This window comes from Bradyrhizobium sp. Ec3.3, from assembly GCF_000472925.1.
In the GTDB taxonomy this organism is placed as follows: domain Bacteria; phylum Pseudomonadota; class Alphaproteobacteria; order Rhizobiales; family Xanthobacteraceae; genus Bradyrhizobium.
In genome coordinates this window covers 17,259-38,218 of sequence record NZ_AXAS01000008.1, presented here as the reverse complement: position 1 = coordinate 38,218, position 20,960 = coordinate 17,259, and the positions used below count along the sequence as shown (strand labels likewise).

Here is a 20,960-nt window from a genome sequence, read left to right as displayed (position 1 = left end):
TGTGACACCAATTTCATCAATTCGCGTTGGCCGTCTGTTCCGACGGTCTTTCAAGACAGCCCTTCGAGGCTTACATTGACCGTACTTCGCGCCTTGCTCGTTGCCGCAAATGCTGGAACGCCCAGGCCAAGAGACTCGCAAGGAGAGAACTCCATGCCCGCTCTGACCGAATGGAGAGTGCCGCCGGCACATCAGCCGCGTGCCGGTGACTACGGATTCGATCTCGACCGTGTGCTCTCCTCCGTCGTCGGCCTGCATTCCATCATCCCGGCGGATGCCTTCAGCGCCGAGACGCTCGGCACCGAGCGCGCCGGCAATGGCATCGTGATCGATGACGGACTGGTGCTGACCATCGGCTACCTCATTACCGAGGCGGAAGCCGTATGGCTGCATCTCGGCGACGGACGCGTGATGGAAGGCCATGTGCTGGGTTTCGACCAGGTCACCGGCTTCGGCCTGGTGCAGGCGCTCGGCAAGCTCGACCTCGCGCCAGTTCCGCTCGGCTCGTCGGCCGCGACCAGAACCGGCGACCGCGTCGTGGTCGGCGGTGCCGGCGGGCGCACGCGATCGGTCGCGAGCCAGATCGTGGCCAAACAGGAATTCGCCGGCTACTGGGAATATCTCCTGGATGAAGCGATCTTCACCTATCCTGCCCATCCGAACTGGGGTGGCACGGGGCTGTTCAACGATCGCGGCGAGCTGATCGGGATCGGCTCGCTGCAACTCGAGCGCGAACGCGATGGCAAGGCCGAGCACGTCAACATGGTCGTGCCGATCGATCTGCTCACGCCGATCCTGGACGATTTGCGTAAATTCGGCCGCGTCAACAAGCCGGCACGGCCGTGGCTCGGGTTGTTTTCGACCGAGATCGATCGCCGCGTGGTGATCATCGGCATCTCCTCGAACGGGCCAGCGGCGCGCGCCGAGCTCAAGACCGGCGACGTCATCCTGGCCGTCGATGGCGAGAAGGTGACCAGCCAGACGGGCTTCTATCGCAAACTGTGGTCGCTCGGCACGGCGGGCGTCGATGTGCCGCTGACGGTGCACCACGAAGGCGTCACCTTCGACGTGACGGTGACCTCGACCGACCGCATGAAGCTGTTGAAGGCACCGAGGCTGCACTGATTAAGGCTGCGCCAAAGCCGGACAGGAACGCGAGCCGATGAGCGAGGCCGTGGTCGATGACATCGTGGCCGTGCTGCCGCCGCTGCTCGATGCGTTGAACGCGCTCGGCTTCGTCGCGCGGCATTTGCACCCGCCAGCCTTCGACTCCGTCATGTCTGCGATCGGCACGCCGGACGAGACGTTGCAGGCCGCGCGGTCGCAGCTTTCCGAATGGCCAGACGCCTTTGCCGACATGCGAAGCTCGCTTGATCGCGCATGCGAGGAAACGCTCGGCGCATTCGTTGGCCTGCGGACGGTTCAAACCGGCAATGGTGATCTCGTCGCCGTCTTCCGCGCGCTGCGGCACGTGCCGCGTGCGCAGGAAGCGCTCTATCCGCTTGCTCAAAAATTTCCGCCGGTGAGCAGCTTCTTTCTCAACGCCGAGATGCGCGCGGACGAGAATCTCCTGGGCCGGCTGGCCGCGGCTCCCACCGGGCAGACCGGCATCTTCCATCGTAACAACGAACCCGGCAGCCGCGGCGGCTACTCGCTCTACGTGCCGGAATATTACACGCCCGAGCGGTCCTGGCCGCTGGTGATGGCGCTGCATGGCGGCAGCGGCAATGGCCGCGGCTTCCTGTGGAGCTGGCTGCGCGATGCGCGCAGCATCGGTGCGATCCTGATCGCGCCGACCGCGACGGGGCCGACCTGGGCGCTGATGGGCGACGACGCCGATACGCCGAATCTCGCGCGCATCCTCGAAACCGTCCGCAGCCTGTGGAATGTCGATCCATCGCGCCTGCTTTTGACCGGCATGAGTGACGGCGGCACGTTCTGCTATGTCAGCGGCCTCGAGGCCGCCTCGCCCTTCACGCATCTCGCGCCGGTCTCGGCGACCTTCCATCCGCTGATGGCGGAGATGGCGGACGCCGCGCGCCTGCAGGGCCTGCCGACTTTCATCACTCACGGCAAGCTCGACTGGATGTTTCCAGTCCAGGTCGCGCGGCAAACCCAGTCTGCCCTGTCAGCCGCCGGCGCAGACGTCACCTATCGCGAGATCGACGATCTCAGCCATTGCTATCCGCGCGAGATCAACGCGGAGCTGCTGCAATGGCTGAATGGCGGGTGAACAGGTCGTCCTTATCCTCGCCGCACTGACGGGGAACTCTTGTTAGGCACTGAACGTTATTGCCGGTCACCGGAGGTTCGCTATGAGAGTTTTGTTTGGAATGATCCTGGGCGCGCTGCTGCTCGGCATCGGCGTCTACATTCACGATTCGATGCAGACGTCTGCCAACAGCGAGGTCGCCGCGACCAGTCGCACCATCGTCAACTGGGACGTCGCGAAGGCCGATTGGGACGCGCTCGTTGATCGCGCGCACAAGGACTGGGTGAGAATTTCGTCGAAGTAACGGCTTGCACTCAGCAAGCCATCGACAGGGCGCCGTCGCCATCCGCGACGGCGCCCTTGTCTTGCTGCGCGGCGCTCAGTCGCCTTTGCCCGCCTTGGCCTTGCGCGCGTCCGCGATCACCTGCTCGAACTCGGCCATGGTGAGCACGCCGGGCACGCGGAATTTGCCGACGATGAAGGACGGCGTGCCGTTGAAGCCGAAGGCCACGGCCTGATCGCGGTTGCGTTTCAGGATCGCGTCGATGTCCTTGGCGCGGCCGGTGAGATCACGCTTGAGGCGATCCATGTCGACCCCGGCGCCCGCCAGCAGCTCGTTGATGCGCGGCTCGGTCAGGCGAGAGTTCACGCCCATCATCGCATCATGCGCCTGGTTGTACTTGTCCTGGAATTTGGCCGCGAGCGCCAGCCGCGCCGCAGTCACCGAGACGGGTCCGAGGATCGGCCAGTCCTTCAGCACCAGCCGGACCTTGCCGTCGTCCTGGACGATCTGGCGCAGCTCCGGCTCGACGCGGCGGCAGTAGGGACATTGATAGTCCGACCATTCGACGATGGTGATGTCACCGTCGCGGTTGCCGATCACGGGCACGTCGGGATCGCGCAGCACGGCGGCTTCAGTCAGGATCGTATCGTCATCGGCCGTCGCGGCGCGGCCAACCCGGAGACCGCCTGCGAGCACCGCGGCGGCTCCGATCAGCGCAAGCGCCTCGCGACGCGTCCGTTTATCTTTAAGTCCAGTCATAAACCCGTCCCAATTCGGCCCGTCGGTACTCCTACGGCCAGAGGCGCAGAAACGTTACGGACCAGCATATAGAATGCCCCGCTGGCAATGACAGCCGAAAAAACCGAATGCAGGCTATCCCGCCCGCTTCTGGCTCAGGCGGGAGAGCCGGCCTGCGCGGCGTCCCGGCGGACCAGCGCCATCAGCGTGGCAGCCATGGTCGCAACCAGCGTCGTCCCACCGTCCTGCCGCGCGAAGGCCTTGGCCTCGCAGAAGGTGAGCGTGCGGCCCGGCTTGACCACCTCCGCCCTGAAGATGAAGCCCTTGCCCCGCGCCGGCGCGAGCAGGTTCGTCTTGAACTCGACGGTGAGGATGTCGGCCTCGCGCGGCATCAGCGTGAAGGCGGCCACGCCGCAGGCATTGTCGAGGCCTGCGGTGATGATGCCGGCATGGACAAAGCCGTTCTGCTGGGTGAAGCCGGCCGCATAATCCATCGCCAGCTCCGCCTCGCCCGGCGCAAGGCGCGCGAGCGAGATGCCGAGGGTGCGCATCGCCGGCTGCCCGTTGAACAGGCGGGCTGCGGCCGCGCGAAAATCTGGATTCTTCGGCTCGAAAGTGGCCATCGTCACGCCATGACCGGCTCGGCGAGATGCCGCATCGCGGTCTCGCGGATCACGGCGTCGAATGGCGTCGACTTGCGGGCCTCGCGGTCCATGTGCACGCCGGTGATCTCGCAGGTTGCTGATATCTCGCCGGTCTCGGCGTTGGTCATGTCGTGCCGGAAGCGGATCAATTTCTCGCGGACCTCGAGCAGGATGCTGCGGACCTCGATGATGTCGCCGGCGAGCAGCTCGCGCTTGTAGGTGATGTTCTGCTGCACTGCGGCCATGCCGCGGCCGGAGGTGCGCAGATAGCTCGGCGTCAACCCGAGGCGCGCGAACAGATTCCAGTTGGCCTCGTCGAACTTGCCGACATACCACATGATGTTCATGTGGCCGACATGGTCGCATTGCCACGGATAGACCGTGCCGCGATAGGTCGCCTCCTGCATCGCCGTTCCCGCCTTTTGATTTTTGATACGGTAGCGTATCAGGGCCATGGCGGGTTAGCAATACGGCACCGTATCAAACCTCGGTGAGAGGCGAATTCATGAGTGATGCCAAAGGCGATGTCTGGGTCGAGGCGGCCTTCGCGGAGCTTGCCCGCACTGGGGTCGAGGGCGTGCGGGTCGAGGTGCTCGCGAAAAATCTCGGCGTCACCAAAGGCGGCTTCTACCGCCGCTTCGCCGACCGCGCCGCGCTGCTTGGCGCAATGCTGGAACGCTGGCGCGAGGGGCGCACGGAAGCGATCGCGCAGCAGACGAGCCTCGGCGGACAAAGCCCGCGCGAGCGGCTGAAGGCGGTGATCCAGCTTTATTCCGAACGCATGAACCCGGCCGCGATGGCGATCGAGCTTGCGATCCGGCAATGGGCGAGAGCCGACGAGACTGCGGCATCAGCGGTGGCGAGCGTCGACGCGGCGCGCCTCAAACATGTCGCGGAACTCTATCGCAAGGCGGGCCGCGGGGCCGATGAGGCCGATGCGCAGGCCTTCCTGTTCTACTGCTTCGTGTTCGGCCAGAGCATGCTCTTCGTCGAGCGTGGCCCGCGCAAGCGGGCACAGATGATTGCAAAGTCGGCCGAGAAGCTGCTGGCGAACGACTGAGCGGCCGGAGGATAGCCCCGGCCGCTCATCTTACTTCAAAGCTTAGGCTGCGCCCTTCAGGCGCTTGGTGCATTCGCTGTAATAGCCACCGCCTTTCTGGATCCACTTCAGGCCGCCATTGCCGTTGGTCGCCTTGTTGGCGTTGTACTGGTCGACGCACGTATGCATGCGGGCCTTGCCGGCGGTCTCCTTGCTGTATTTCGGATCGACCGCGTTCGGGAAGATCGCGGGGCCAGTGGCAGCCGGCGCCGCAGTTGCGGGCGGAGCAGCTTCCTTCTTCGCCTGCTTAGGCTCGGGAGTTACTGCCGGGGCCGCCGGTGCGGCGGCAGCGGGAGCTGCGGCGGGGCTTGCATCCGCACCGCACTGGGCTTTCCGGAAATCATTCCACTTCATGCTACCAAGCGTGCCGTCCTTCTTGGCCGCCTGATACTTGGCGCTGCATTCCTGCGTGGTCAGCGCCTGGGCCGGCGCGGTCGCGAGCAACGCCGCAACGCTCGATGCCGCAATTGCGCAGAACAATTTTGCCTGATTGGTCATCCTCGTCTCCTCCTTAGATCTGCCCCGGGGGAAGCAAATTGGGATCACTATCCTAGCGTGTCGGCGGCACTGGACAAGGAAGCGATGCTTTTCGCGGCCAAAATTAAGTGATCGCCGTGCGCCCTCCATTCATGTGGCGTTCAGCAATGCGGGCCGACGTTCTCCGCCTTCTCAATTTGCAACCAAGAGTGCAACACATGACCCTCGCCTCGCGCCTCGCCGTCGTCGCCCTCGCCTCCCTGTTCGCCACCGGCACCGCCTTCGCGCAGACCGCGGCGCCCGCCGCAAAGAGCGATACTGCAGCCACCACGACCGACAAGAAGGCACCGAAGCAGCACTCGGCCGAATCGCTCGAATGTTCCAAGCAGGCGGATGCGAAGGGCCTGCACGGCAAGGAGCGCAAGAAATTCCGCTCCGAGTGCATGAAGGAAGCGAAGGCCGGCACCGCCGCCCCCGCCGCGAAGTAATTCCGTCACATTCGCCCCTGGAAGCGCGCGCATTGCGGCATGACATGGCCGCAATTGTGCGCGTCTTTCCGATTTGCCATAAGGCGGTGTGGAACAGATCACCGCCTCCCTGCCCATTGAGCCGCCGTCCCGCGCCAAGATCAGAAGCGCGGTCGAGACGCTCGTCATCGGCGCGGTCGGCGGACTGGTCTTCCAGTTCGCGAACCTGCCGGGGGGATTGATATCCGGCGCCATGATCGCGGTCGGGATCGCCGCGATCGCCGGCCGCCCGCTCGCGGTACCGCCGATCCTGACGCAGACCGTGCTGGTGCTGCTCGGCATCTCCCTGGGGTCCGTCGTTTCACGTCATCTGATTCAGCAGGTCAGCGCCTATCCGCTGACGATCGGGCTGCTCGCGCTGGCGACCTTCTGCTCGACGTTCGGCTCGAGCTACTACCTGCAACGCATCCATGGCTGGGACCGCACCTCGGCTTTTCTCGCCGGAAGCCCAGGCGCGCTGTCGCAGATCACGATCCTGGCGGTCGAACGCGGCGCCGATCTGCCGGGGATCGCGGTGGTGCAGACCATGCGCGTGATCATCCTCACCGCGGCACTGCCGATGGTGCTGGCGATCGGCGGTGTCGCGCCTGCGGCAGCGCCGTCGCTCACGACCACGATCGCCTCGCCGTTCGAGCTCCTGATCCTCGTCGTCGCGTCGCTCGCGCTATCGCTTTTGTTGCGGCTCGCGAAATTTCCCGCGAGCTGGATGTTCGGTGCGATGATCGCCTCCAGCGTGCTGCACGGGGCGGGTTGGGTCGAAGGCGGCCTGCCGAACTGGGTACGCGGCGTGGCGCTGGTCGGCATCGGCGCGCTGATCGGCAGCCGTTTTGCGCGGATGAAGATCAAGACCCTTGCCGGTCACATCAACGCGGCGCTCGGCTCGTTCGCGATCGCGATCGCGGTCTCCGGTATCTTCGTCGCGATCGTGGCGCTGACGACCCACGTGAAATTTTCCGACGTCATCGTCGCGTTCGCGCCGGGTGCGATGGACGCGATGCTGGCGCTGGCGCTGACTCTGCACATCGACCCGATCTTCGTCGGCGCGCATCATCTGTCACGCTTCGTGTTCGTGACCATCGCAACCCCGGGCATCGTGCATCTGTTCGGACGCACGCAGGACGACGTGGATGATTAGCTGCCAATCCTCATCCTGAGGCGCACGTCTCGAACCATGAGGGATTAGCTTTTCGCGGTTTTGACAAATCCCCACGCCGCGATCGCCGCCATCGCAAGCGAGATGAGCACGTTGTAGCCGGCCAGCGAGAGGCCGAGGAAACGCCACTGCACCTCATCGCAGCGGATCACCTTCACCGTGTCGAGCCGCGACAGCAGATCGGAGGCCGAGCCGAGGTTGACAACGGGACCGGAGCAATCGGTCGGGCCCTGCCAAAATCCCCATTCCACGCCGGCGTGGTAGGTGCCGAGGCCGGCATTGGCCAGTGTCGCCAACGCAAGCACGGCGAGCCCGGCCAGGAGCAGCGGCCGCGGCGCGCCGCCTCTTGCGGCAAGCGCCGTGAGCGCGCCGAGCGGGATCGCCAGATAGTAGGCGTAGCGCTGCTCCAGGCACAGCGGGCAGGGCAGGATCTCCAGCACGAGCTGGAAGAACCAGGCGCCCGCGATGGTAGCGGCCGCAATCAGGGTGACGGCCGCCGAAGCCGTCAGCGCGGGACTTGCGGCAGCCGAGCTGAACGCTGGTATTGCAGCACTTTTCGTCGTCACGGCAGCCTCTGGGCGTCTGGAATCGACCTAGCCTCTAGCCTCCGTCGAAGCCCCTGTCGAGAACACGCGGGATCACTTTGGCGCGGGTTGACCCCGTCTTTTCCATGGCTATAGTCCGCCGGCTTCGCGACGCCCAGCCACGGGCCGACCGAGGGCCCCTGTGGCGGAACTGGTAGACGCGCTCGACTCAAAATCGAGTTCCGCAAGGAGTGCTGGTTCGATTCCGGCCAGGGGCACCAACTAGGCTGTTCAAGCCAGTTCTAAAGCGTCCGCAACCGTCCGCGCAGTGCTCGGAAACCCTTGAAAAACAGGCATTTCCGCGTACATCGGTGTTCGTCACCGTTTGTTCTCATCCGATCCCAGCCGCCCGATTTGTTGGTATTTTTGTTGGTATCGGGAGAACAAACGTTCACGGTGACTTTCGCTATTTCCGAACGAAGGGAATGAGCAGATGGCCGGCAAGAACGATGGCACGAGCGCCACCCCGAAACAGATCAAGACCGACGTCGACTGTCGAGCCGCCCGACCCAAATTCGACAAAGGCGCGTGGAGTCCCGCCAAGATTTCCGACGCGACCGGTGGTGGTCTCTATCTCTTCGTCACGCCGGACGAGAACAATCCCGGCAACGCTGCCTCCAAGCTCTGGCGAATGGGCTACCGCTTCCATGGTCGGCAGAAAACGTACTCCATCGGCCCTTACGGCAACGGCAAGGGCGGCACGTTCTCACTCGCCGACGCGCGTCGCGAACGTGACAAAGCCAAAGACCTGCTCAAGGAAGGCAAAGACCCAAGCACCGAAAAGCAGCTCGACAAGCATAGGCAGTCGGCCGCCCGGTCCTTCGGGCAATGGGCCGACGAGTGGCTCGCGAAGAAGAAGGTGGAGAAAGTCAAACGCGGCAGAATTGTCGCGGTGCGCGACCCCAAGACGATCGAGGTGCTCGAGCTGCGCGTCGGCTACGTCAAGGCTCGCTTCGGCAAGTTGTGTAGGCAAGACATCAAGCGTCCAGACGTGCTCGCTTTCATGCGTTCATACGAAGTCGAGGGAAAGTTGGAAACGCGCGACCGCGTGCGCAGCATCGGTGAGCAAATCTGCGACTATGCCGATGTGGAAGGCGACGGCCACAATCCATTTCGCAACCTGAAGGGACAGATGATTGCCAACATTTCGACGCCGCGCCCCGGCGTCACCGAACCACGTGATGTGACGCGCATCTTCAAGCTCATCAGTGCACCGTGGACGAGAGCGAGGTTTGGCGACGTTGTTGGCCTTGCCTTGCGCTTCGATGCGCTAACCATTCCCCGCCCCGGCATGGTCAATGAAATGGAGTGGAGCGAGGTCGATTGGGATGCCGAACGCTGGACTATTCCAGCCGCCAAGATGAAGACCGGCTGGGACCATGTCGTACCTTTGTCACGGCAGGCACTCGCGATCCTGCGCAGCGTTCAGAAGCTGACCGGCCATCGCCGGTACGCGTTTTCCTGCTCGAAGGACGCGCCGCTATCGAACAACACGCTCAACAAGCGCCTGCGGCTGCTTGGCATTGACACCAAGACTGATCATTGTGCCCACGGATTCCGGACCACCTTCTCGACCCTGTCTCACCACGAAGAGATCAGGGACGCCAAGGCATGGGATGGCGATGTCGTCGAGCTGCAGCTCGCGCATCTCGATAATTCGACTGTGGAAGGTCTCTACAAGAAGCACGGACCTCTCGCGCTGGTCGGCTCGCGCACGAAGCTGATGCAGCATTGGGCTGATCGGATCGACCACTGGCTCAATCCCAAGAAGGTAATGCCGATAAAGGGAGTCGCGCAGGCTTGAGTCAACTATCATCAGGCTGGCTAATGTTGCCAAATTCAATCCGTGGCAAGCTCATGTGGACAGCGTTGGAATCGCCGCCAAACCTTTGCGAAAGCAATCGCGGTTATCCGCTAGTCTGAAGTGACCATCAGGCGGACAAAGTGTCGAGAAGCGTTGGAGCCCAGGGAGGGAATCATACGCAATCGCCGACACGACGAACCGCTGTTTGTGCTGAGTACAGTGGCGTGAGCGCTTGGCATTGGTCGCGGAGGTCCACTGGGGGGCCTGTTTCCGATGGGAAACTAGACTAATTGGCGAGGCCAGTGAGCCACCGTTCATTAGCTAGCGACCCATCCGCGCGTAAGAGAACCATGGAACAGGTTAAAATCCTGGAGGCGCAGAAGAGCTGGCGCTGCGATGGTCGATGACGCCATTTGTTGAGGCCGTGCAGGTCATGCGCGGCGTCGCCTTCATCGTTACCGTGACTGCGGTTGCTGAGGTCGGCAACTTTCAAGCAGGCATCGACCAGCAGCCCGTGGCGGTTCTTCATCAGCCCATGCCCGATGAAGCACAGCTTCGTCTCCTTGCCTTTACCCTTGCGGTAGAGCCTTGCATCGGGGTCGGTAGTCGAAGCATGGGTGTCGTTCGAGCGTTTCTCGCCGTGGAAGTCCGCCTCGGCATTGCGCCCGCCGCCTTGCGCCGGCGGCTCGCCCGAGCCATCCTTGGGCTTGACGCTCTTCTTCGAGGCCCAGGCCTCGATCAGTGTGCCATCGACCGAGAAGTGATCGCTCGACAGAAGCTTCTTCACCTTGGGCTGCGCCAACACCGCCGCCAGGAACTTGGCTGCGATGTCGCCTTCCAGCAGCCGGTCGCGGTTCTTCGAGAACACCGAATGGTTCCAGGCCGTGTCGTCGACGCCGATTCCCACGAACCAGCGAAACAACAGGTCATATTCCAACCGCTCCATCAGAAGCCGCTCGGAGCGGATCGAATAAAACGCCTCCAACAGCATTGCCCACAGCAGCTTCTCCGGTGGGATCGACGGCCGCCCAATCGGCGAATAGAGCGCGACCGCCAGCGCCTCGTTCACGATCGTCCGGATCCGGGCAAAAGTGCCCTTGACCCTCCTTCAGCGCTGGCTTGGCCACGCGTCGCTCCGCAGTACGGCGGTGTACCTCGACGTGTCCGGCGCCGAAGAGCATGAAATCGCCCGGCGCATGTGGCACGGGTCCACCCCACGCCGATAGCCGAAGATGTCCGGCCGCCTGCTCAACGCATTGGCACGTGCTGGCGTTGCCCATTCCCTCCTTCATCCTTCCGGCCGTGAAAGCCGCCAAGGTCAATCTCTCATGATGCCCGTTCTACCGACGCGCGCGCAGCCGTCAAAACCGAACGGTGCCTGCCTACGGCCTGCCTCCCATTACGGCAAGGCGCTGCGCGCTTTTGACCGCTTCGCTCAATCGCATCGGTTCTCGAACGGCATCGAGATTGCCATCCCGGCGGTCTCAAAGCCGAAAAGAATACATCGTGAGCAACAAGCAACCAACACTGATCGCCTACAGCGTCAAGCAACGCGAGGGCAAACAAGACTTCTTCCGCCGGATCGGCGCTGCGTTCCCGCACGAGAAGGGCCAGGGTCTGACGATCGACCTCGACGCCCTGCCGCTCGGTGGGCGTATCGTTCTACTGGAGCCGAAGGACGACAAAGCCGCGGGCAAGCCGGAAGGAGAGGCGTAATGAAGCTCCTAACTTCCGCTCAACGCGCGAAGCTTCTCGACAACGGCCGCCGTCAGGCGGCCGTTAAGGGAACGCCCAACGAGATCGACTTCGAGCCGGTCGTCAAGCTCTTCAATCCGTGTGGTGCGGCCACCTGGCTGCTCACCGAGATTGACCCGTCGGATGAGACCGTGGCCTGGGGCCTGTGCGATCTCGGCATGGGCTTTCCCGAGTTCGGCACAGTCAGCCTGACCGAGCTGGCTGAATTCCGCGGTCCGTTGGGTCTCGGGATCGAGCGCGATCTCCACTTCAAGGCCGAAGGTCCGATCTCAATTTATATCAAGGCGGCCGAGTGCGCACAGCATATTCGCGGAGCTGTCCGGCGGACCTAGGAATGAAGGAGGTGCTCATACGGGCACCTCCTTCTTGCCGCTGCCAAAGGGCGTTCAACATTGACAAGTTAGGCCATTGAGCTTGGCGGGCATGGGGCTTCACCTTGCACGTCTAGGCCACAACCGTGGACCTCGATAATGCGGTGATACGTCCGGTCGCGGCGCCTATGCGTCAACCGCCTTCCACCCCGAACGACAGAAAATTGCCCGCAGGCGGATCAAATTTTCTGTCGTTCCGGGTCCCTGCGAAGGCAGTGGACGCGCGCCCGCGCCGGCCGTCTTCGACCGCATCGAGGCCCATCGTCGCGGCCTCCAATCAGAACAAGGAGAAACCCCATGCTCGCCAAGCTCAATGTATTTACCTTCCAGCGCGGATTCCCCCCAACAACGAAATGGTGGCTCGGTCATCATGACGAGCTCATTTGCTTTGACCCGTCAGCAGGGCGCGTTCGTGCGTTCATCTGTCACGATGGCAGTGGCCGATACGCCCGAACAATCTACGGCACCCTTTGGACTGCGCTCAGGTTGATGCACAGCGGCGCTGTCACTCATATTGATATGCGGAGTTTCCCACTCTGCATCGTCGAACTTGCCCTCATTGAACGTGCCGACATTCTTGCGGTCAAAAGTGAGCTCGAAGAAGTTCTGGTCGATGTTGGCATGATGACCGAAGAATTCTGAACAGTTCCAGCCAGCCGGTGACGTCATTACCGGCTGGCTAATCGCGCGCCGTTTGGCGTCACGCACTCCAAAGCGATCCGTTGCGAGGATTCGAGCTGATAGTCTGCGCTAGTGAATGTCGCGACCGGGTAATCCCAACACATCAAGTCAATGATCGAGATTTCTCGACCAACGGATTTAGGAATGTTTGAGAATTACAAATGCTTCCGATGGAGGTGAAAAGGTCAAAAGAATAAATTGGCGGAAAAGGTAGCGAGTTGTGTTTCGCGGGCCGCGAAACCTCGTTTAGGGGCCGGTGTGTATGGCCCCTAAAAACCCAGGACGCATGCGCTCTGCAAGGAAAGTAAAAATGGTCAGACCCCGTGTCCCCGATCCGCGCAATAAACAACTCAAGCTGTATTTTACGGCGGGAGAACTGGCCAGCATTGAAAAGCGGGCGCAAGCGCTTGGAATGCGCCCGGTACACTTTGGGCGCGCTGTTCTGCTGTCGGATGGTCGCATCGTTATTCCGAGAGATCATGATGCAGACGCGCGACGACAGGTTCTTAGTCACCTCTCGCGCCTCGGCAACAATCTCAATCAGATGGTGCGCCATCTGCACGCAACCGGCGATCCGCTGCCTGCCGATCTCGAACCCTTGCTCATCGATATTCGAAGAATAATTGCGCGAGGGAATTCGCGATGATTCCGAAGAGTTCCGGCAGCGGCTCGTCATTCAAGGGGCTTTCCGACTATTTGACGCATGATCCAAAAGCGCAAACGGACGAACGCGTCGCCTGGACGCATACTCATAATCTTGCCAACGACTAACCTCGAACGATGGTGGCGAGAACCAGCAGGTTTTCGTAACGTGTCACTTCCGCTTCGTCGATTTCCTTCCATCGCAGCCCGCTGGTGAAGTGTGATTTTACGACAATAAATGCACCTGATCGGTCGCTACGGAGAAACCACGAGATGACTTCATCTTCGTTTATGCGATCGACAATCTCGTCTACCTTACCGCCGCTCTCGGCTAATTCTGCGATGGCCTGGCCCATCGCTGCCGCCAGCAGAGGCGTCGGATAGAGTTTCTGAGGTGTCTTTCTATTGAAGGTGGTCCGATAGATGGCGCGGAGTAGACGGCGTGGGTCGACTGTGAAAGCGCCAAGCCTGCCTAAAGCTATATCGAGGAGCGCGTCGTCCGAGAGAGGCCCTAGGGAACAGGACGAACGGTCATCGGGAGCGAAATCGTAGTATGGGGCTGCGGCGACCTCGCCGCCATCGGTAGGCTTGAACTGCTTCAATGATACATTCTCATCACCAAGCACGATAAACCGTACGACGTGGGCGAACGGAGCTCGCTCAGCTTTCGCAGACAATGCGCGGAGAAATTCGGTCGTGGCTTCAGTTAGACTTGGCCGATGTTCAACGACGATGAGAGTGGGTCGCGTTGGCTGCCAACGCGCGATCGATGTCAGATTGGCCGGATCGAGAAAGCCGTATCTAAATCCTCTCGCTTCCAGCTCCTGAAAAAATTGCAGAACGAGACGTGTTTTTCCTGCGCCGTGTCGAGCGGTGATGAGCGTCCATGCTAACGGTTTAGGCTGGCCGCCCTCGTTGCACCAATCGATGAAGCGCCTCAGCTTGCCGAGCTCGTCCTTGCGGCCTTGAAACGTGTCGAATTCGGCGCGCGCCCAAAAGCTTGCTGGAAAGACGCCTTTCTCTTTCGGGATAGCAATGCGCGGATCGGTCAGCGGGAGATCGACGTCTGGATCGGCGGGGGTCGCCTCAGACTGTGATGGCTCTGGATCCGGCACAGGAACTGACGGAGGATCCTGCGCGACCAACTCGGCTTCGATCTCTTGCGGATCGTCAGGATCGTGAGCTTGGATTTTATTTGCGAGTGCCGCGCTGAACTCCCGCAACTTTTCAAGCCGATTTTGTAACGGTTCGAAGTGCTCGACCTCTGTTCTCGTGGCCTTGGGCAAGATGTCGAGTTGCTGCAGGCAATATTCGAGCCGCGCGCAATGCTCGGGTTGAATAAAGGCTGATATCTCTGAACGCTCCTCCAAATAGCGGTCATCAGACATGCCAAGCCAGTTGGCCCATTCGGTCTTGTTTGGCGGATTCTGGTGCTTGCCCTCACCCGAGATCTCGAACCACCGTGGAACACCAACTCCTGGAAGCTTCCGCAGTCCGAGCTTAAAACTAGCCAGCCGGCCCAGGGTCCAATCCAGCGGCGGCGTCAGGGCCCAGTTGCTCCCAAATCTGAATGCTCAGGGTTCGGATTTCGCGCTTAATTAAGTCACTGTCCTGACTGCTTTTCTTGACCTTTACTCTGCGCATCGCCGCCCTGCCATCCTGCCTGCTGATGATTTTAACCATACCAAGCCTCTGGCCTGAATAGCTTTTTACGGCTAACACGCTCTTTAGTTGTATTTTAATGTCTTACACGCACAATTTCGGATATGGAGAAATGCCCTTACACATTTCCAAATGACGGTCGCCATTACGCTGAGCAGTGGACATGCGAAGACGTTCTGCATCGTGATCCTCTCCAGGGCCCCGCGTACATCGAAGCTTTGGGGAATGAAATAACTGCGACCTACTATTGGAACGGCCACTACCACCGCCTCGATGGCCCGGCATTAATTAAGTGGGATCGGGCCACGGGTCGTTGTCTGCAGGAGAACTACTTTTTTCACGGTCAGCGCCATCGCGACCCCGCGCAGGGTCCGCAAGAGACGACCTTGTTCCGCGACGGGGGTTCTCGTGAATCATATGCTTTTGCCGGTCAACCGTACCGAGACCCTTCGGAGGGGCCGCACGAGATCTGGCGCAACATCAGGGGCGAAGTGACATCGACTAAATTCTCCTCCCCTGAAGATTTGACCGAGCAGACCAAAGCCCTCGAAAAGCTCGTGCGTCTTAGGTCAATATTGCCGAAACCTCGCTTCCCATAACTTTCTAAGCGACTGTAATTTCTACGACAATTTGCCACACCGCGCAAAGCTTGTACCGCTTGTACCTACTTGCCCTGCTGACCTTGTCCCGTCCGACGCGACAGCTTTCTCGAACGGTCAGCGCCCTCCACTAGCAGACCTTTAGCCCGCCGCCGCCCGACGCCGCTCCTGCGACGCCGAACGGCTCGTCACGCCCTTTTTCCAACAGAAGAGAAACTCAGCATGACAGACGTTACGAACCTGGTGCCCCAAGGCGAGGAGGACCGAAAACTGTCCTCTTCCCTGCGGGTACACCAGCCCCGCCGCTCCTGGACGGAGTCGGCATCAGTGAAAGCACTTCTCAACCTGCCATATCGGGTTTCAGCGTATGACGACGACAAGCAGATCGCAGAGTGCTCGCCAGGCGAGCGCAACACGGCGATCGCACGAGGGCTACTGTTCCTGCTCTACGTTGTCCTTCTGGCGATCGTACTGACCTTTATCGGGCACAATCTGCTGCGAAGCAGTCCGAGCCTCGCGATCACGCTGCTGGCGATCCTGCTCGCTATCTATATCGGCCTGATCGACCATTACGCCTTCATCCGGGCAGCGGTGTTTCCGGATGGAATGCGGCAGCTCCTCCACGGCGGGTTCGGCGTCAACGTACCGCTCGGCTCGGATTCCGTTTCACGCGCCTGTAAGTCGATCAGGGTCTTCCTGATGGGGCTTCTGGCGCTGGTGCTCGCCAACTTCATCGGCCTCTTCCTCAACGATCAGGCAATCGGCGTCTTGGAGACCAAGCAGCACTATGTCCAGAACGCCAGCGCGGCCCAAAAGGCTATGAAAGATGAGGATGGCAAGCATGCGCGGGCGCTGAAGGAGTACGACCAGGCTCTGGCGGTCATGAACACTCTGTCGCCGGAGGTTGATCGGCTGCTCAAGCAGACCAATCGCAAGGCCTCGGATGCCACAACCTCCAAACTCGCGGCAAATGAGAGCCGGCTGACGCAGGCCCGGGCGGCCCTCGATGAGAAGCGTCGCGTTCTAGAAACTCTCGATGCCAGCCGTGCCTCAAATGTTGAGATGGCCATTCAGGCCTCGCCGGATTTCGTGCCGCGCGACGACTCGTTGGTCACACGCATCAAATTGCTATTCTCGCTGATCCACTCCGATTGGTGGACTGCGGTTCCGACCCTTATGATCGACGGCTTTATATTCGGGTGCGATGCCGCAATCGTCGTCCTCAAGCACATAGCGGTACCTTCGACCTACAGCATGGCCGAAGCGCGCCGCCATCTGCGGGCCATGGTGCAGCAAGCTCGCCTCGCCGAGGCGGATGCGGCGGCCGATGGCGAGCCGGCGCCGCCAGAGGCGCCTACGCCGTCGCCTCAACCTGCGCCCGCGCGCCGCGGCCCCGGCCGTCCCCGTAAGAATGGCTTCGATCATACGGCAGGAGCTGTGCAATGAGCCTCCATGAGCCCCTTCCCGAAAACGCCGGCCCGGAGCCGACCCGCACGTCGGACGTCGCCTTTTTTCCTATGCGGCGGCAGACCATCTCAAACCATCGATACCCGTCAAAATAGTCAATCGCGCCACCCCCGCCATTACCGTAGTGGCTCCAGGCGGCGGCGCGCTCGCGTTCGACGCGTTCATGCGCAGACGGCCCACGCAACGGCTCGCCGGTAGCTGTGAGAGGCTCCCACATTAGACGCTCCAACATTCAAGATAAAACAGCGTACCGGCATTGTAGGTGGGTTCTTGCAAACCGCTAGCCGTGATGCACGAGAATGTTTGGTAGTGCGACGCTCGACGGCAACGAGCCCCGTGTTGCGGGCAGGATCAGTTTGAGCCGCAACGCCGAGCCGATCCTCGCGCGAGAGCGCCAGGTAGGATTCGTGCTGCTGATCAGCCATTGGCCACCAGCTTCTGGCTGATCGATCTCGACATCCAGCCGGGCAGAGCGGGTCGCAGGGCGACCAGCTCCTGCAAGGTGCTTTCGGGTAATTTCTGCTTGAGCATCGTCAGGGCTTCGGCCGCACGTTTTTGTCCGAGCCATGCGAGAGCCCGCACAGCCTGCCCAGCCGCAGGTTGGGTCGGCAGCAGCATCCATTGTGGCGCATGGTGAAGCTCGACGGTTTGCGCCCCGAGCTTGAATTGGCGATTGCGGCCCGAGGTCAAATAGACCAGTTTTGTCGGCACCTGGGTTGTAAGACCGAGGCGGTTAGCGGCAGCCGCTCCGTGCGGAACGATGGTTTCCGCACGGCTTGCGGCAAGGCGCTCAACCACCTTTTCCGGCGCGGGTGCCCGCGTGCCGAACCGCGTCTTGATGGGCAGCACATAAAGGCCGCGGCCGAGACGCATCAGCTCCTTGTGATCTTCGAGCCGCTTAAGGGCCTGATCGATGGCTGCCCGGCTTCCAAGGTGCAGCAGTTCCTTGGCGCTGATGAGGGTACCTTCGGGTAGTGAATGAGCGTGCTCGATGACGCGTTCGGCAATTGTCTGCATGGATAATCTCCTGTCAGAAACATAATACTATTTCTGACAGAAATCCAGAATATTGGATTTTCCTACGTTTTTACAATTGCTTATAGGTCGCCACCAAAAAGGTAGAGAGCCGCGAGAAGTGCGGCTCTCTGCTCGGCAATCATGCCTCGATTTGCGCTGCTTCCTCTACGGAGATGCGAAGCAGGGGCGGCAGCCAGTTCTCGCCGCTCAGACTCTGCTCGGCAAGCTCGGCCATCGCCTGCTTCTTGAGACCGGCGATGTGCCGGGCCTCGTCCTCCCCCCTTCCCTCGCGAACGGCTTCAAGGATGCGCTCCTTGCTGACGCGGCCGAGATAATTGGCGACGGTCGGCTGCCAGTAGCGCGTCATGTCATGCGGCATGGCCTTTGCCAGCGTATCCGCATGGGTTAGCGCGGCCCCACGCGAATGCGAACCGGGCCGCTGCACCGCATCGAGCGACAGCGACGCGCAATGGGCGAGCAGGGCCAGCAGGTCGTCCATGGCGAGGGAAGAGACGAACGCCCAGAGGGCTTCCCGCTCCTCGGGCATCCGTGCTTCCCATGCGGCGTGGCGCTCGGCGATAGCTTGACCCGCGACGGTCTCCTCGATTCCCGAAGCTGCCCCTGAAAGCGAGGTCGCATTCAACGACACCCCGAGGCACGATAGGTCACCAAAGTGATAGAATGCCTTGGCCGCCAGCGCATGGGTGACCGCGATCAGTGCGAGGTCGGGAGCCTGCGCGAGATCATTTTGCAGGGCGGCCGTGCGATGCGCGCTCAGTTCGGCGACCAAGGCCGCCGATAGACCTTCCGCCTGCTTGACGGCGGGAGAGGCAGTCTTGCCTTCCGCGCCGCCCTCACCTTCCTTGTGCTGGACGTCTTCCGGCCGCAGATAGCCACGTTCGATTCGAGCCTCGCCGTTGGTGCCCAGCGCAACGAACGCACCGGCGCGGGCGATGTCCTCGGGAAGGAAGGTTTCTTCGGAGAGCTTGGCGATCTCGGTCTCCAGCCGCTCGATCTCGGCGTAGGTGTCTTCGCCTTCACCGTTTTCTTCGGCCTCAACGCTGATCTGCTCAAGCTCTTCCTGCAAGGCGGTGAGCTGCTGCTGTTCCTCGTCGCTAAGCGGCCTTGGCACGGTATCGATGGTCGCCATGCTGGCCGTGCGCTGATAATCATACTCGACATCAACCTGCACCCATTTCCAACCTTCGGCCGTGACGGTTTCGGCGACGCGCGGAAGCTTCTCGCGCACAAGGCGGGTGAGCAGGGGCGCATCGGTCAGATAACCACCATCCTCCTCATCGAACAGATCGCGGATGACGGTGCCACCCGCTGCCTCATAAGCTTCAAGACCGATGAAGTTGACGCGCCGGTCGTTCGCCGCGACCTGCCCGTCGGTCAGTTCGCGCAGGATGGCCTGACGGCTCTTGTCCCGGCCGAGTTCGGCCCAGACCTGTTCCTGCCTGGCATGGTCGTCGGTGATAGTGAAGGCGGTCAGTTGATCGAGGTTCATCGCCCCTTCGCGGTAGAGAGCGAGCAGGGACGGACTGACGGCTCCCAACTTCAACCGCTGCTTGACCACGGCTGCGGTGACGCCGTAGCGACCCGCGATATCCTCGGCGCTCATGCCTTCCTTCTGGTTCAGTTCGGCGAACGCTTCGAACTCGTCGGCCGGATGCATGTTGCTGCGGATGGTGTTTTCGGCAAGGCTGATCTCGGCCGCGTTGTGTTCGGTATCGACGACGCAAGGGATCGGCTCGTCCTTCGCGATTTCCTTGCGCTTGGCCCGCAGCAACTGCGCAAGGCGTCGGCCCTCACCGGCATTGACCAGAAAATTGCCGGTCGGTTTGTTCTTGGGGGCCAAGCTCGGGCTCGATCACCGGAAATTGCAGCATGCCGACGGTGGCGATGCTGGCGGCAAGTGAAGCGATCTCGCTTTCGGTATGTGGGACTTTCCGCACATTCTTCGGCGACTTCTTCAATTTGCCGAGCGGCACCATTACGATGTTGCGGGCTTCGGCGGGAACGGTCTTTCGGTTGCTCATGGCTGTTTTCCTTCGTGGCTGGGGTTGTGCGCGGCAAAAAGCCGCCATAACCCCTGCCTCGCGGCGAGTAGCGCGGTGTGCAAGGCGCAAGGGCCGAAGGAACTTGCGCAGCAAGTTTTTTGGGAGGGGCCGCACGCGTAGCGTGTGGAGGGAGCCAAAACCCGAAGGGCCTGCCCTTGCGCCGCGCCGAGGGGCCGCGCCCCTAAGCGACTGCCGCAGCAGCGGCGAAAAATGCCAATGAAAGAAATGCCGCGCGCAGCGCGTCCCAGGAGCAGGATTTTCTACGACGGCCGGGTCGGTGGTCGGGGTGGCGCACCACGTGGTGCTGAAAACGACACTATGCGGAGCGTGGCATTCGCGCAGAATGGCGGGCCAACTGCCACGCTTGAGGCCCAATAAAATGCGAAATATCCCTTCCGATCCTGATGTCGCGGACGCGGCGCCGGCCGATCCGGTCGCCCTCACCCCTTACGATCGCGAACATGCGATCACGTATCTGCGTTTGTTGGATGCGAACGCGGAAGGGGCCGATTGGCGCGAAGTGGCGCAGCTCGTGCTGCATATGGATCCCGAGCGCGAAACAGTACGAGCGCAGCGGGCTTTCGACAGCCACTTGGCGCGAGCGAAGTGGATGATGGAGAATGGTTTCAGGCAACTTTTGCGTGGCGTGGCTCGCTGTTGAATTGAGTAACGCTGCTGTTGCGGCTGATGAATTGGCCGAGCTCGAAGCGCCGAACACGATTCTTGAATGCTGCCGAGGATTGTGGAAAACTAACCTCAATGAAAGCACATTCAACAAATCCATTGTCTAACCACCGCGAACGTGCGGCAAAAACCTTACTCGACGAAGCGTACGAAAAGGGTTACGCGGCGGCCATTAGCGACGCAGTGCGGATTTTCAGGGCAGCAGAGCGGCGACGGAGAGCTTCCCGTCCACCGAAACTGGCAAAACTTATTTTGCAGCAACTAACCAAGTTTCCGAACGGAAGGTCGGCGAGGGATATTAGGGATTGGCTCAAATCGACGGATAGCCGCTTTTTCGTCAAGACCGATTCCCAGCTTAGCAATGCGGTCAGCACCACGCTCTCCCTAATGAAGTCGAATCTCGGCCTTGTCGAGCGCAAAAACGGAAAGTGGTTCCTTAGGCGCGAGGACGTCCAAGACGCGGCAGATGACCCAGGCCATGCGCCTTGAATCGCGCTG

At 61.4% G+C, this 20,960-nt stretch carries 23 protein-coding genes, 1 tRNA gene and 1 pseudogene; 15 read left to right on the top strand and 10 right to left on the bottom strand.

The features are described 5' to 3' along the window. Positions 1-153: 153 nt before the first annotated feature. The 3 genes from YUU_RS0109360 to YUU_RS0109350 all read left to right on the top strand — a co-directional run bounded on the left by YUU_RS0109360 (position 154) and on the right by YUU_RS0109350 (position 2,516). Positions 154-1,125 carry a S1C family serine protease gene (locus tag YUU_RS0109360; protein WP_027522124.1) on the top strand — a complete coding sequence of 324 codons (972 nt, stop codon included), beginning with the start codon at positions 154-156 and terminating at the stop codon, positions 1,123-1,125. Positions 1,126-1,162: 37 nt separating this feature from the next. Beyond that, a complete protein-coding gene (locus tag YUU_RS0109355) occupies positions 1,163-2,233 on the top strand; it encodes a phospholipase (protein ID WP_027522123.1) in 1,071 nt (356 codons plus the stop codon). Positions 2,234-2,315: 82 nt separating this feature from the next. Further along, on the top strand, positions 2,316-2,516 hold the full coding sequence (locus tag YUU_RS0109350; RefSeq protein WP_027522122.1) for a hypothetical protein: 201 nt from the start codon (positions 2,316-2,318) through the stop codon (positions 2,514-2,516). Positions 2,517-2,591: 75 nt separating this feature from the next. Here the strand turns inward: YUU_RS0109350 and YUU_RS0109345 are convergent, their stop codons facing one another. From YUU_RS0109345 to YUU_RS0109335, 3 genes are all read right to left on the bottom strand, one after another. After that, on the bottom strand, positions 2,592-3,254 hold the full coding sequence (locus tag YUU_RS0109345) for a DsbA family protein (protein WP_027522121.1): 663 nt from the start codon (positions 3,252-3,254) through the stop codon (positions 2,592-2,594). A gap of 134 nt (positions 3,255-3,388) precedes the next feature. Further along, complete coding sequence (locus YUU_RS0109340; protein ID WP_027522120.1) at positions 3,389-3,856, bottom strand: PaaI family thioesterase; 468 nt, start codon at positions 3,854-3,856, stop codon at positions 3,389-3,391. Between the two features lie 2 nt (positions 3,857-3,858). Further along, positions 3,859-4,284 carry a thioesterase family protein gene (locus YUU_RS0109335; protein ID WP_027522119.1) on the bottom strand — a complete coding sequence of 142 codons (426 nt, stop codon included), beginning with the start codon at positions 4,282-4,284 and terminating at the stop codon, positions 3,859-3,861. A gap of 98 nt (positions 4,285-4,382) precedes the next feature. Between YUU_RS0109335 and YUU_RS0109330 the strand changes: the two genes are divergently transcribed. Then, positions 4,383-4,937: a TetR/AcrR family transcriptional regulator gene (locus YUU_RS0109330; RefSeq protein WP_027522118.1), complete on the top strand. Its 555-nt coding sequence runs from the start codon at positions 4,383-4,385 to the stop codon at positions 4,935-4,937. Between the two features lie 42 nt (positions 4,938-4,979). On the opposite strand, the gene YUU_RS0109325 is transcribed toward YUU_RS0109330, so the two are convergent. Then, positions 4,980-5,474 (bottom strand): hypothetical protein, encoded by a 495-nt coding sequence (locus YUU_RS0109325; RefSeq protein ID WP_027522117.1) that lies wholly within the window; start codon positions 5,472-5,474, stop codon positions 4,980-4,982. Between the two features lie 197 nt (positions 5,475-5,671). Here YUU_RS0109325 and YUU_RS0109320 point away from each other — a divergent pair, with 197 nt between their 5' ends. Both YUU_RS0109320 and YUU_RS0109315 read left to right on the top strand, forming a co-directional pair. Further along, entirely contained in the window at positions 5,672-5,941 is a 270-nt protein-coding gene (locus YUU_RS0109320) for a PsiF family protein (protein WP_027522116.1), read from the top strand. A gap of 88 nt (positions 5,942-6,029) precedes the next feature. Further along, positions 6,030-7,115 (top strand): AbrB family transcriptional regulator, encoded by a 1,086-nt coding sequence (locus tag YUU_RS0109315; RefSeq protein WP_027522115.1) that lies wholly within the window; start codon positions 6,030-6,032, stop codon positions 7,113-7,115. Between the two features lie 44 nt (positions 7,116-7,159). Here the strand turns inward: YUU_RS0109315 and YUU_RS0109310 are convergent, their stop codons facing one another. Beyond that, positions 7,160-7,699: a disulfide bond formation protein B gene (locus tag YUU_RS0109310; RefSeq protein WP_027522114.1), complete on the bottom strand. Its 540-nt coding sequence runs from the start codon at positions 7,697-7,699 to the stop codon at positions 7,160-7,162. A 154-nt stretch (positions 7,700-7,853) separates the two neighbouring features. On the opposite strand from YUU_RS0109310, the gene YUU_RS0109305 reads away from it, so the two are divergent. Together YUU_RS0109305 and YUU_RS0109300 are read left to right on the top strand one after the other, a co-directional pair. After that, positions 7,854-7,938 (top strand) — tRNA-Leu (locus YUU_RS0109305). A 212-nt stretch (positions 7,939-8,150) separates the two neighbouring features. Beyond that, entirely contained in the window at positions 8,151-9,521 is a 1,371-nt protein-coding gene (locus tag YUU_RS0109300; RefSeq protein ID WP_027522113.1) for a site-specific integrase, read from the top strand. Between the two features lie 478 nt (positions 9,522-9,999). On the opposite strand, the pseudogene YUU_RS50525 reads toward YUU_RS0109300, so the two are convergent. Continuing rightward, positions 10,000-10,602: pseudogene (locus tag YUU_RS50525) on the bottom strand (IS5 family transposase); the annotation flags it as partial. Between the two features lie 425 nt (positions 10,603-11,027). Between YUU_RS50525 and YUU_RS0109290 the strand changes: the two are divergent. From YUU_RS0109290 to mobC, 4 genes are all read left to right on the top strand, one after another. Then, positions 11,028-11,237 carry a hypothetical protein gene (locus tag YUU_RS0109290; protein WP_027522112.1) on the top strand — a complete coding sequence of 70 codons (210 nt, stop codon included), beginning with the start codon at positions 11,028-11,030 and terminating at the stop codon, positions 11,235-11,237. Then, positions 11,237-11,608, top strand: a complete 372-nt coding sequence (locus YUU_RS50520; protein WP_035661858.1) for a DUF2958 domain-containing protein — start codon at positions 11,237-11,239, stop codon at positions 11,606-11,608. The genes YUU_RS0109290 and YUU_RS50520 overlap by 1 nt, the downstream gene beginning before the upstream one ends. Positions 11,609-11,944: 336 nt before the next feature. Beyond that, entirely contained in the window at positions 11,945-12,289 is a 345-nt protein-coding gene (locus tag YUU_RS0109275; RefSeq protein ID WP_027522111.1) for a hypothetical protein, read from the top strand. A 349-nt stretch (positions 12,290-12,638) separates the two neighbouring features. Next, a complete protein-coding gene (gene mobC, locus YUU_RS56255; protein WP_198031728.1) occupies positions 12,639-12,974 on the top strand; it encodes a plasmid mobilization relaxosome protein MobC in 336 nt (111 codons plus the stop codon). Between the two features lie 121 nt (positions 12,975-13,095). On the opposite strand, the gene YUU_RS0109265 is transcribed toward mobC, so the two are convergent. Further along, positions 13,096-14,358, bottom strand: a complete 1,263-nt coding sequence (locus YUU_RS0109265; protein ID WP_027522110.1) for an ATP-binding protein — start codon at positions 14,356-14,358, stop codon at positions 13,096-13,098. A gap of 1,200 nt (positions 14,359-15,558) precedes the next feature. Between YUU_RS0109265 and YUU_RS0109250 the strand changes: the two genes are divergently transcribed. Continuing rightward, positions 15,559-16,677, top strand: coding sequence for a DUF4407 domain-containing protein (locus tag YUU_RS0109250; RefSeq protein ID WP_027522108.1), 1,119 nt, complete (start codon positions 15,559-15,561; stop codon positions 16,675-16,677). Positions 16,678-17,115: 438 nt separating this feature from the next. Here the strand turns inward: YUU_RS0109250 and YUU_RS0109245 are convergent, their stop codons facing one another. From YUU_RS0109245 to YUU_RS55015, 3 genes are all read right to left on the bottom strand, one after another. Beyond that, a complete protein-coding gene (locus tag YUU_RS0109245; protein ID WP_027522107.1) occupies positions 17,116-17,715 on the bottom strand; it encodes a DUF6088 family protein in 600 nt (199 codons plus the stop codon). Positions 17,716-17,854: 139 nt separating this feature from the next. Continuing rightward, a complete protein-coding gene (locus YUU_RS50515) occupies positions 17,855-19,576 on the bottom strand; it encodes a chromosome partitioning protein ParB (protein ID WP_156944187.1) in 1,722 nt (573 codons plus the stop codon). Next, on the bottom strand, positions 19,527-19,757 hold the full coding sequence (locus YUU_RS55015) for a hypothetical protein (RefSeq protein WP_051389682.1): 231 nt from the start codon (positions 19,755-19,757) through the stop codon (positions 19,527-19,529). The genes YUU_RS50515 and YUU_RS55015 overlap by 50 nt, the downstream gene beginning before the upstream one ends. Positions 19,758-20,157: 400 nt before the next feature. Between YUU_RS55015 and YUU_RS0109235 the strand changes: the two genes are divergently transcribed. Both YUU_RS0109235 and YUU_RS0109230 read left to right on the top strand, forming a co-directional pair. Then, complete coding sequence (locus YUU_RS0109235; protein WP_027522106.1) at positions 20,158-20,439, top strand: DNA -binding domain-containing protein; 282 nt, start codon at positions 20,158-20,160, stop codon at positions 20,437-20,439. 98 nt (positions 20,440-20,537) lie between these two features. Continuing rightward, complete coding sequence (locus YUU_RS0109230; protein WP_027522105.1) at positions 20,538-20,951, top strand: hypothetical protein; 414 nt, start codon at positions 20,538-20,540, stop codon at positions 20,949-20,951. The last annotated feature ends 9 nt before the right edge of the window (positions 20,952-20,960 follow it).

What these genes read in the sequence shown, in the direction of transcription:
- YUU_RS0109360 (WP_027522124.1), top strand. Translation starts at nt 154, where the DNA reads ATGCCCGCTCTGACCGAATGGAGAGTGCCGCCGGCACATCAGCCGCGT.
- YUU_RS0109355 (WP_027522123.1), top strand. Translation starts at nt 1,163, where the DNA reads ATGAGCGAGGCCGTGGTCGATGACATCGTGGCCGTGCTGCCGCCGCTG.
- YUU_RS0109350 (WP_027522122.1), top strand. Translation starts at nt 2,316, where the DNA reads ATGAGAGTTTTGTTTGGAATGATCCTGGGCGCGCTGCTGCTCGGCATC.
- YUU_RS0109345 (WP_027522121.1), bottom strand. Translation starts at nt 3,254, where the DNA reads ATGACTGGACTTAAAGATAAACGGACGCGTCGCGAGGCGCTTGCGCTG.
- YUU_RS0109340 (WP_027522120.1), bottom strand. Translation starts at nt 3,856, where the DNA reads ATGGCCACTTTCGAGCCGAAGAATCCAGATTTTCGCGCGGCCGCAGCC.
- YUU_RS0109335 (WP_027522119.1), bottom strand. Translation starts at nt 4,284, where the DNA reads ATGCAGGAGGCGACCTATCGCGGCACGGTCTATCCGTGGCAATGCGAC.
- YUU_RS0109330 (WP_027522118.1), top strand. Translation starts at nt 4,383, where the DNA reads ATGAGTGATGCCAAAGGCGATGTCTGGGTCGAGGCGGCCTTCGCGGAG.
- YUU_RS0109325 (WP_027522117.1), bottom strand. Translation starts at nt 5,474, where the DNA reads ATGACCAATCAGGCAAAATTGTTCTGCGCAATTGCGGCATCGAGCGTT.
- YUU_RS0109320 (WP_027522116.1), top strand. Translation starts at nt 5,672, where the DNA reads ATGACCCTCGCCTCGCGCCTCGCCGTCGTCGCCCTCGCCTCCCTGTTC.
- YUU_RS0109300 (WP_027522113.1), top strand. Translation starts at nt 8,151, where the DNA reads ATGGCCGGCAAGAACGATGGCACGAGCGCCACCCCGAAACAGATCAAG.
- YUU_RS50520 (WP_035661858.1), top strand. Translation starts at nt 11,237, where the DNA reads ATGAAGCTCCTAACTTCCGCTCAACGCGCGAAGCTTCTCGACAACGGC.
- YUU_RS0109275 (WP_027522111.1), top strand. Translation starts at nt 11,945, where the DNA reads ATGCTCGCCAAGCTCAATGTATTTACCTTCCAGCGCGGATTCCCCCCA.
- mobC (WP_198031728.1), top strand. Translation starts at nt 12,639, where the DNA reads ATGGTCAGACCCCGTGTCCCCGATCCGCGCAATAAACAACTCAAGCTG.
- YUU_RS0109265 (WP_027522110.1), bottom strand. Translation starts at nt 14,358, where the DNA reads ATGTCTGATGACCGCTATTTGGAGGAGCGTTCAGAGATATCAGCCTTT.
- YUU_RS0109245 (WP_027522107.1), bottom strand. Translation starts at nt 17,715, where the DNA reads ATGCAGACAATTGCCGAACGCGTCATCGAGCACGCTCATTCACTACCC.
- YUU_RS55015 (WP_051389682.1), bottom strand. Translation starts at nt 19,757, where the DNA reads ATGAGCAACCGAAAGACCGTTCCCGCCGAAGCCCGCAACATCGTAATG.
- YUU_RS0109235 (WP_027522106.1), top strand. Translation starts at nt 20,158, where the DNA reads ATGCGAAATATCCCTTCCGATCCTGATGTCGCGGACGCGGCGCCGGCC.
- YUU_RS0109230 (WP_027522105.1), top strand. Translation starts at nt 20,538, where the DNA reads ATGAAAGCACATTCAACAAATCCATTGTCTAACCACCGCGAACGTGCG.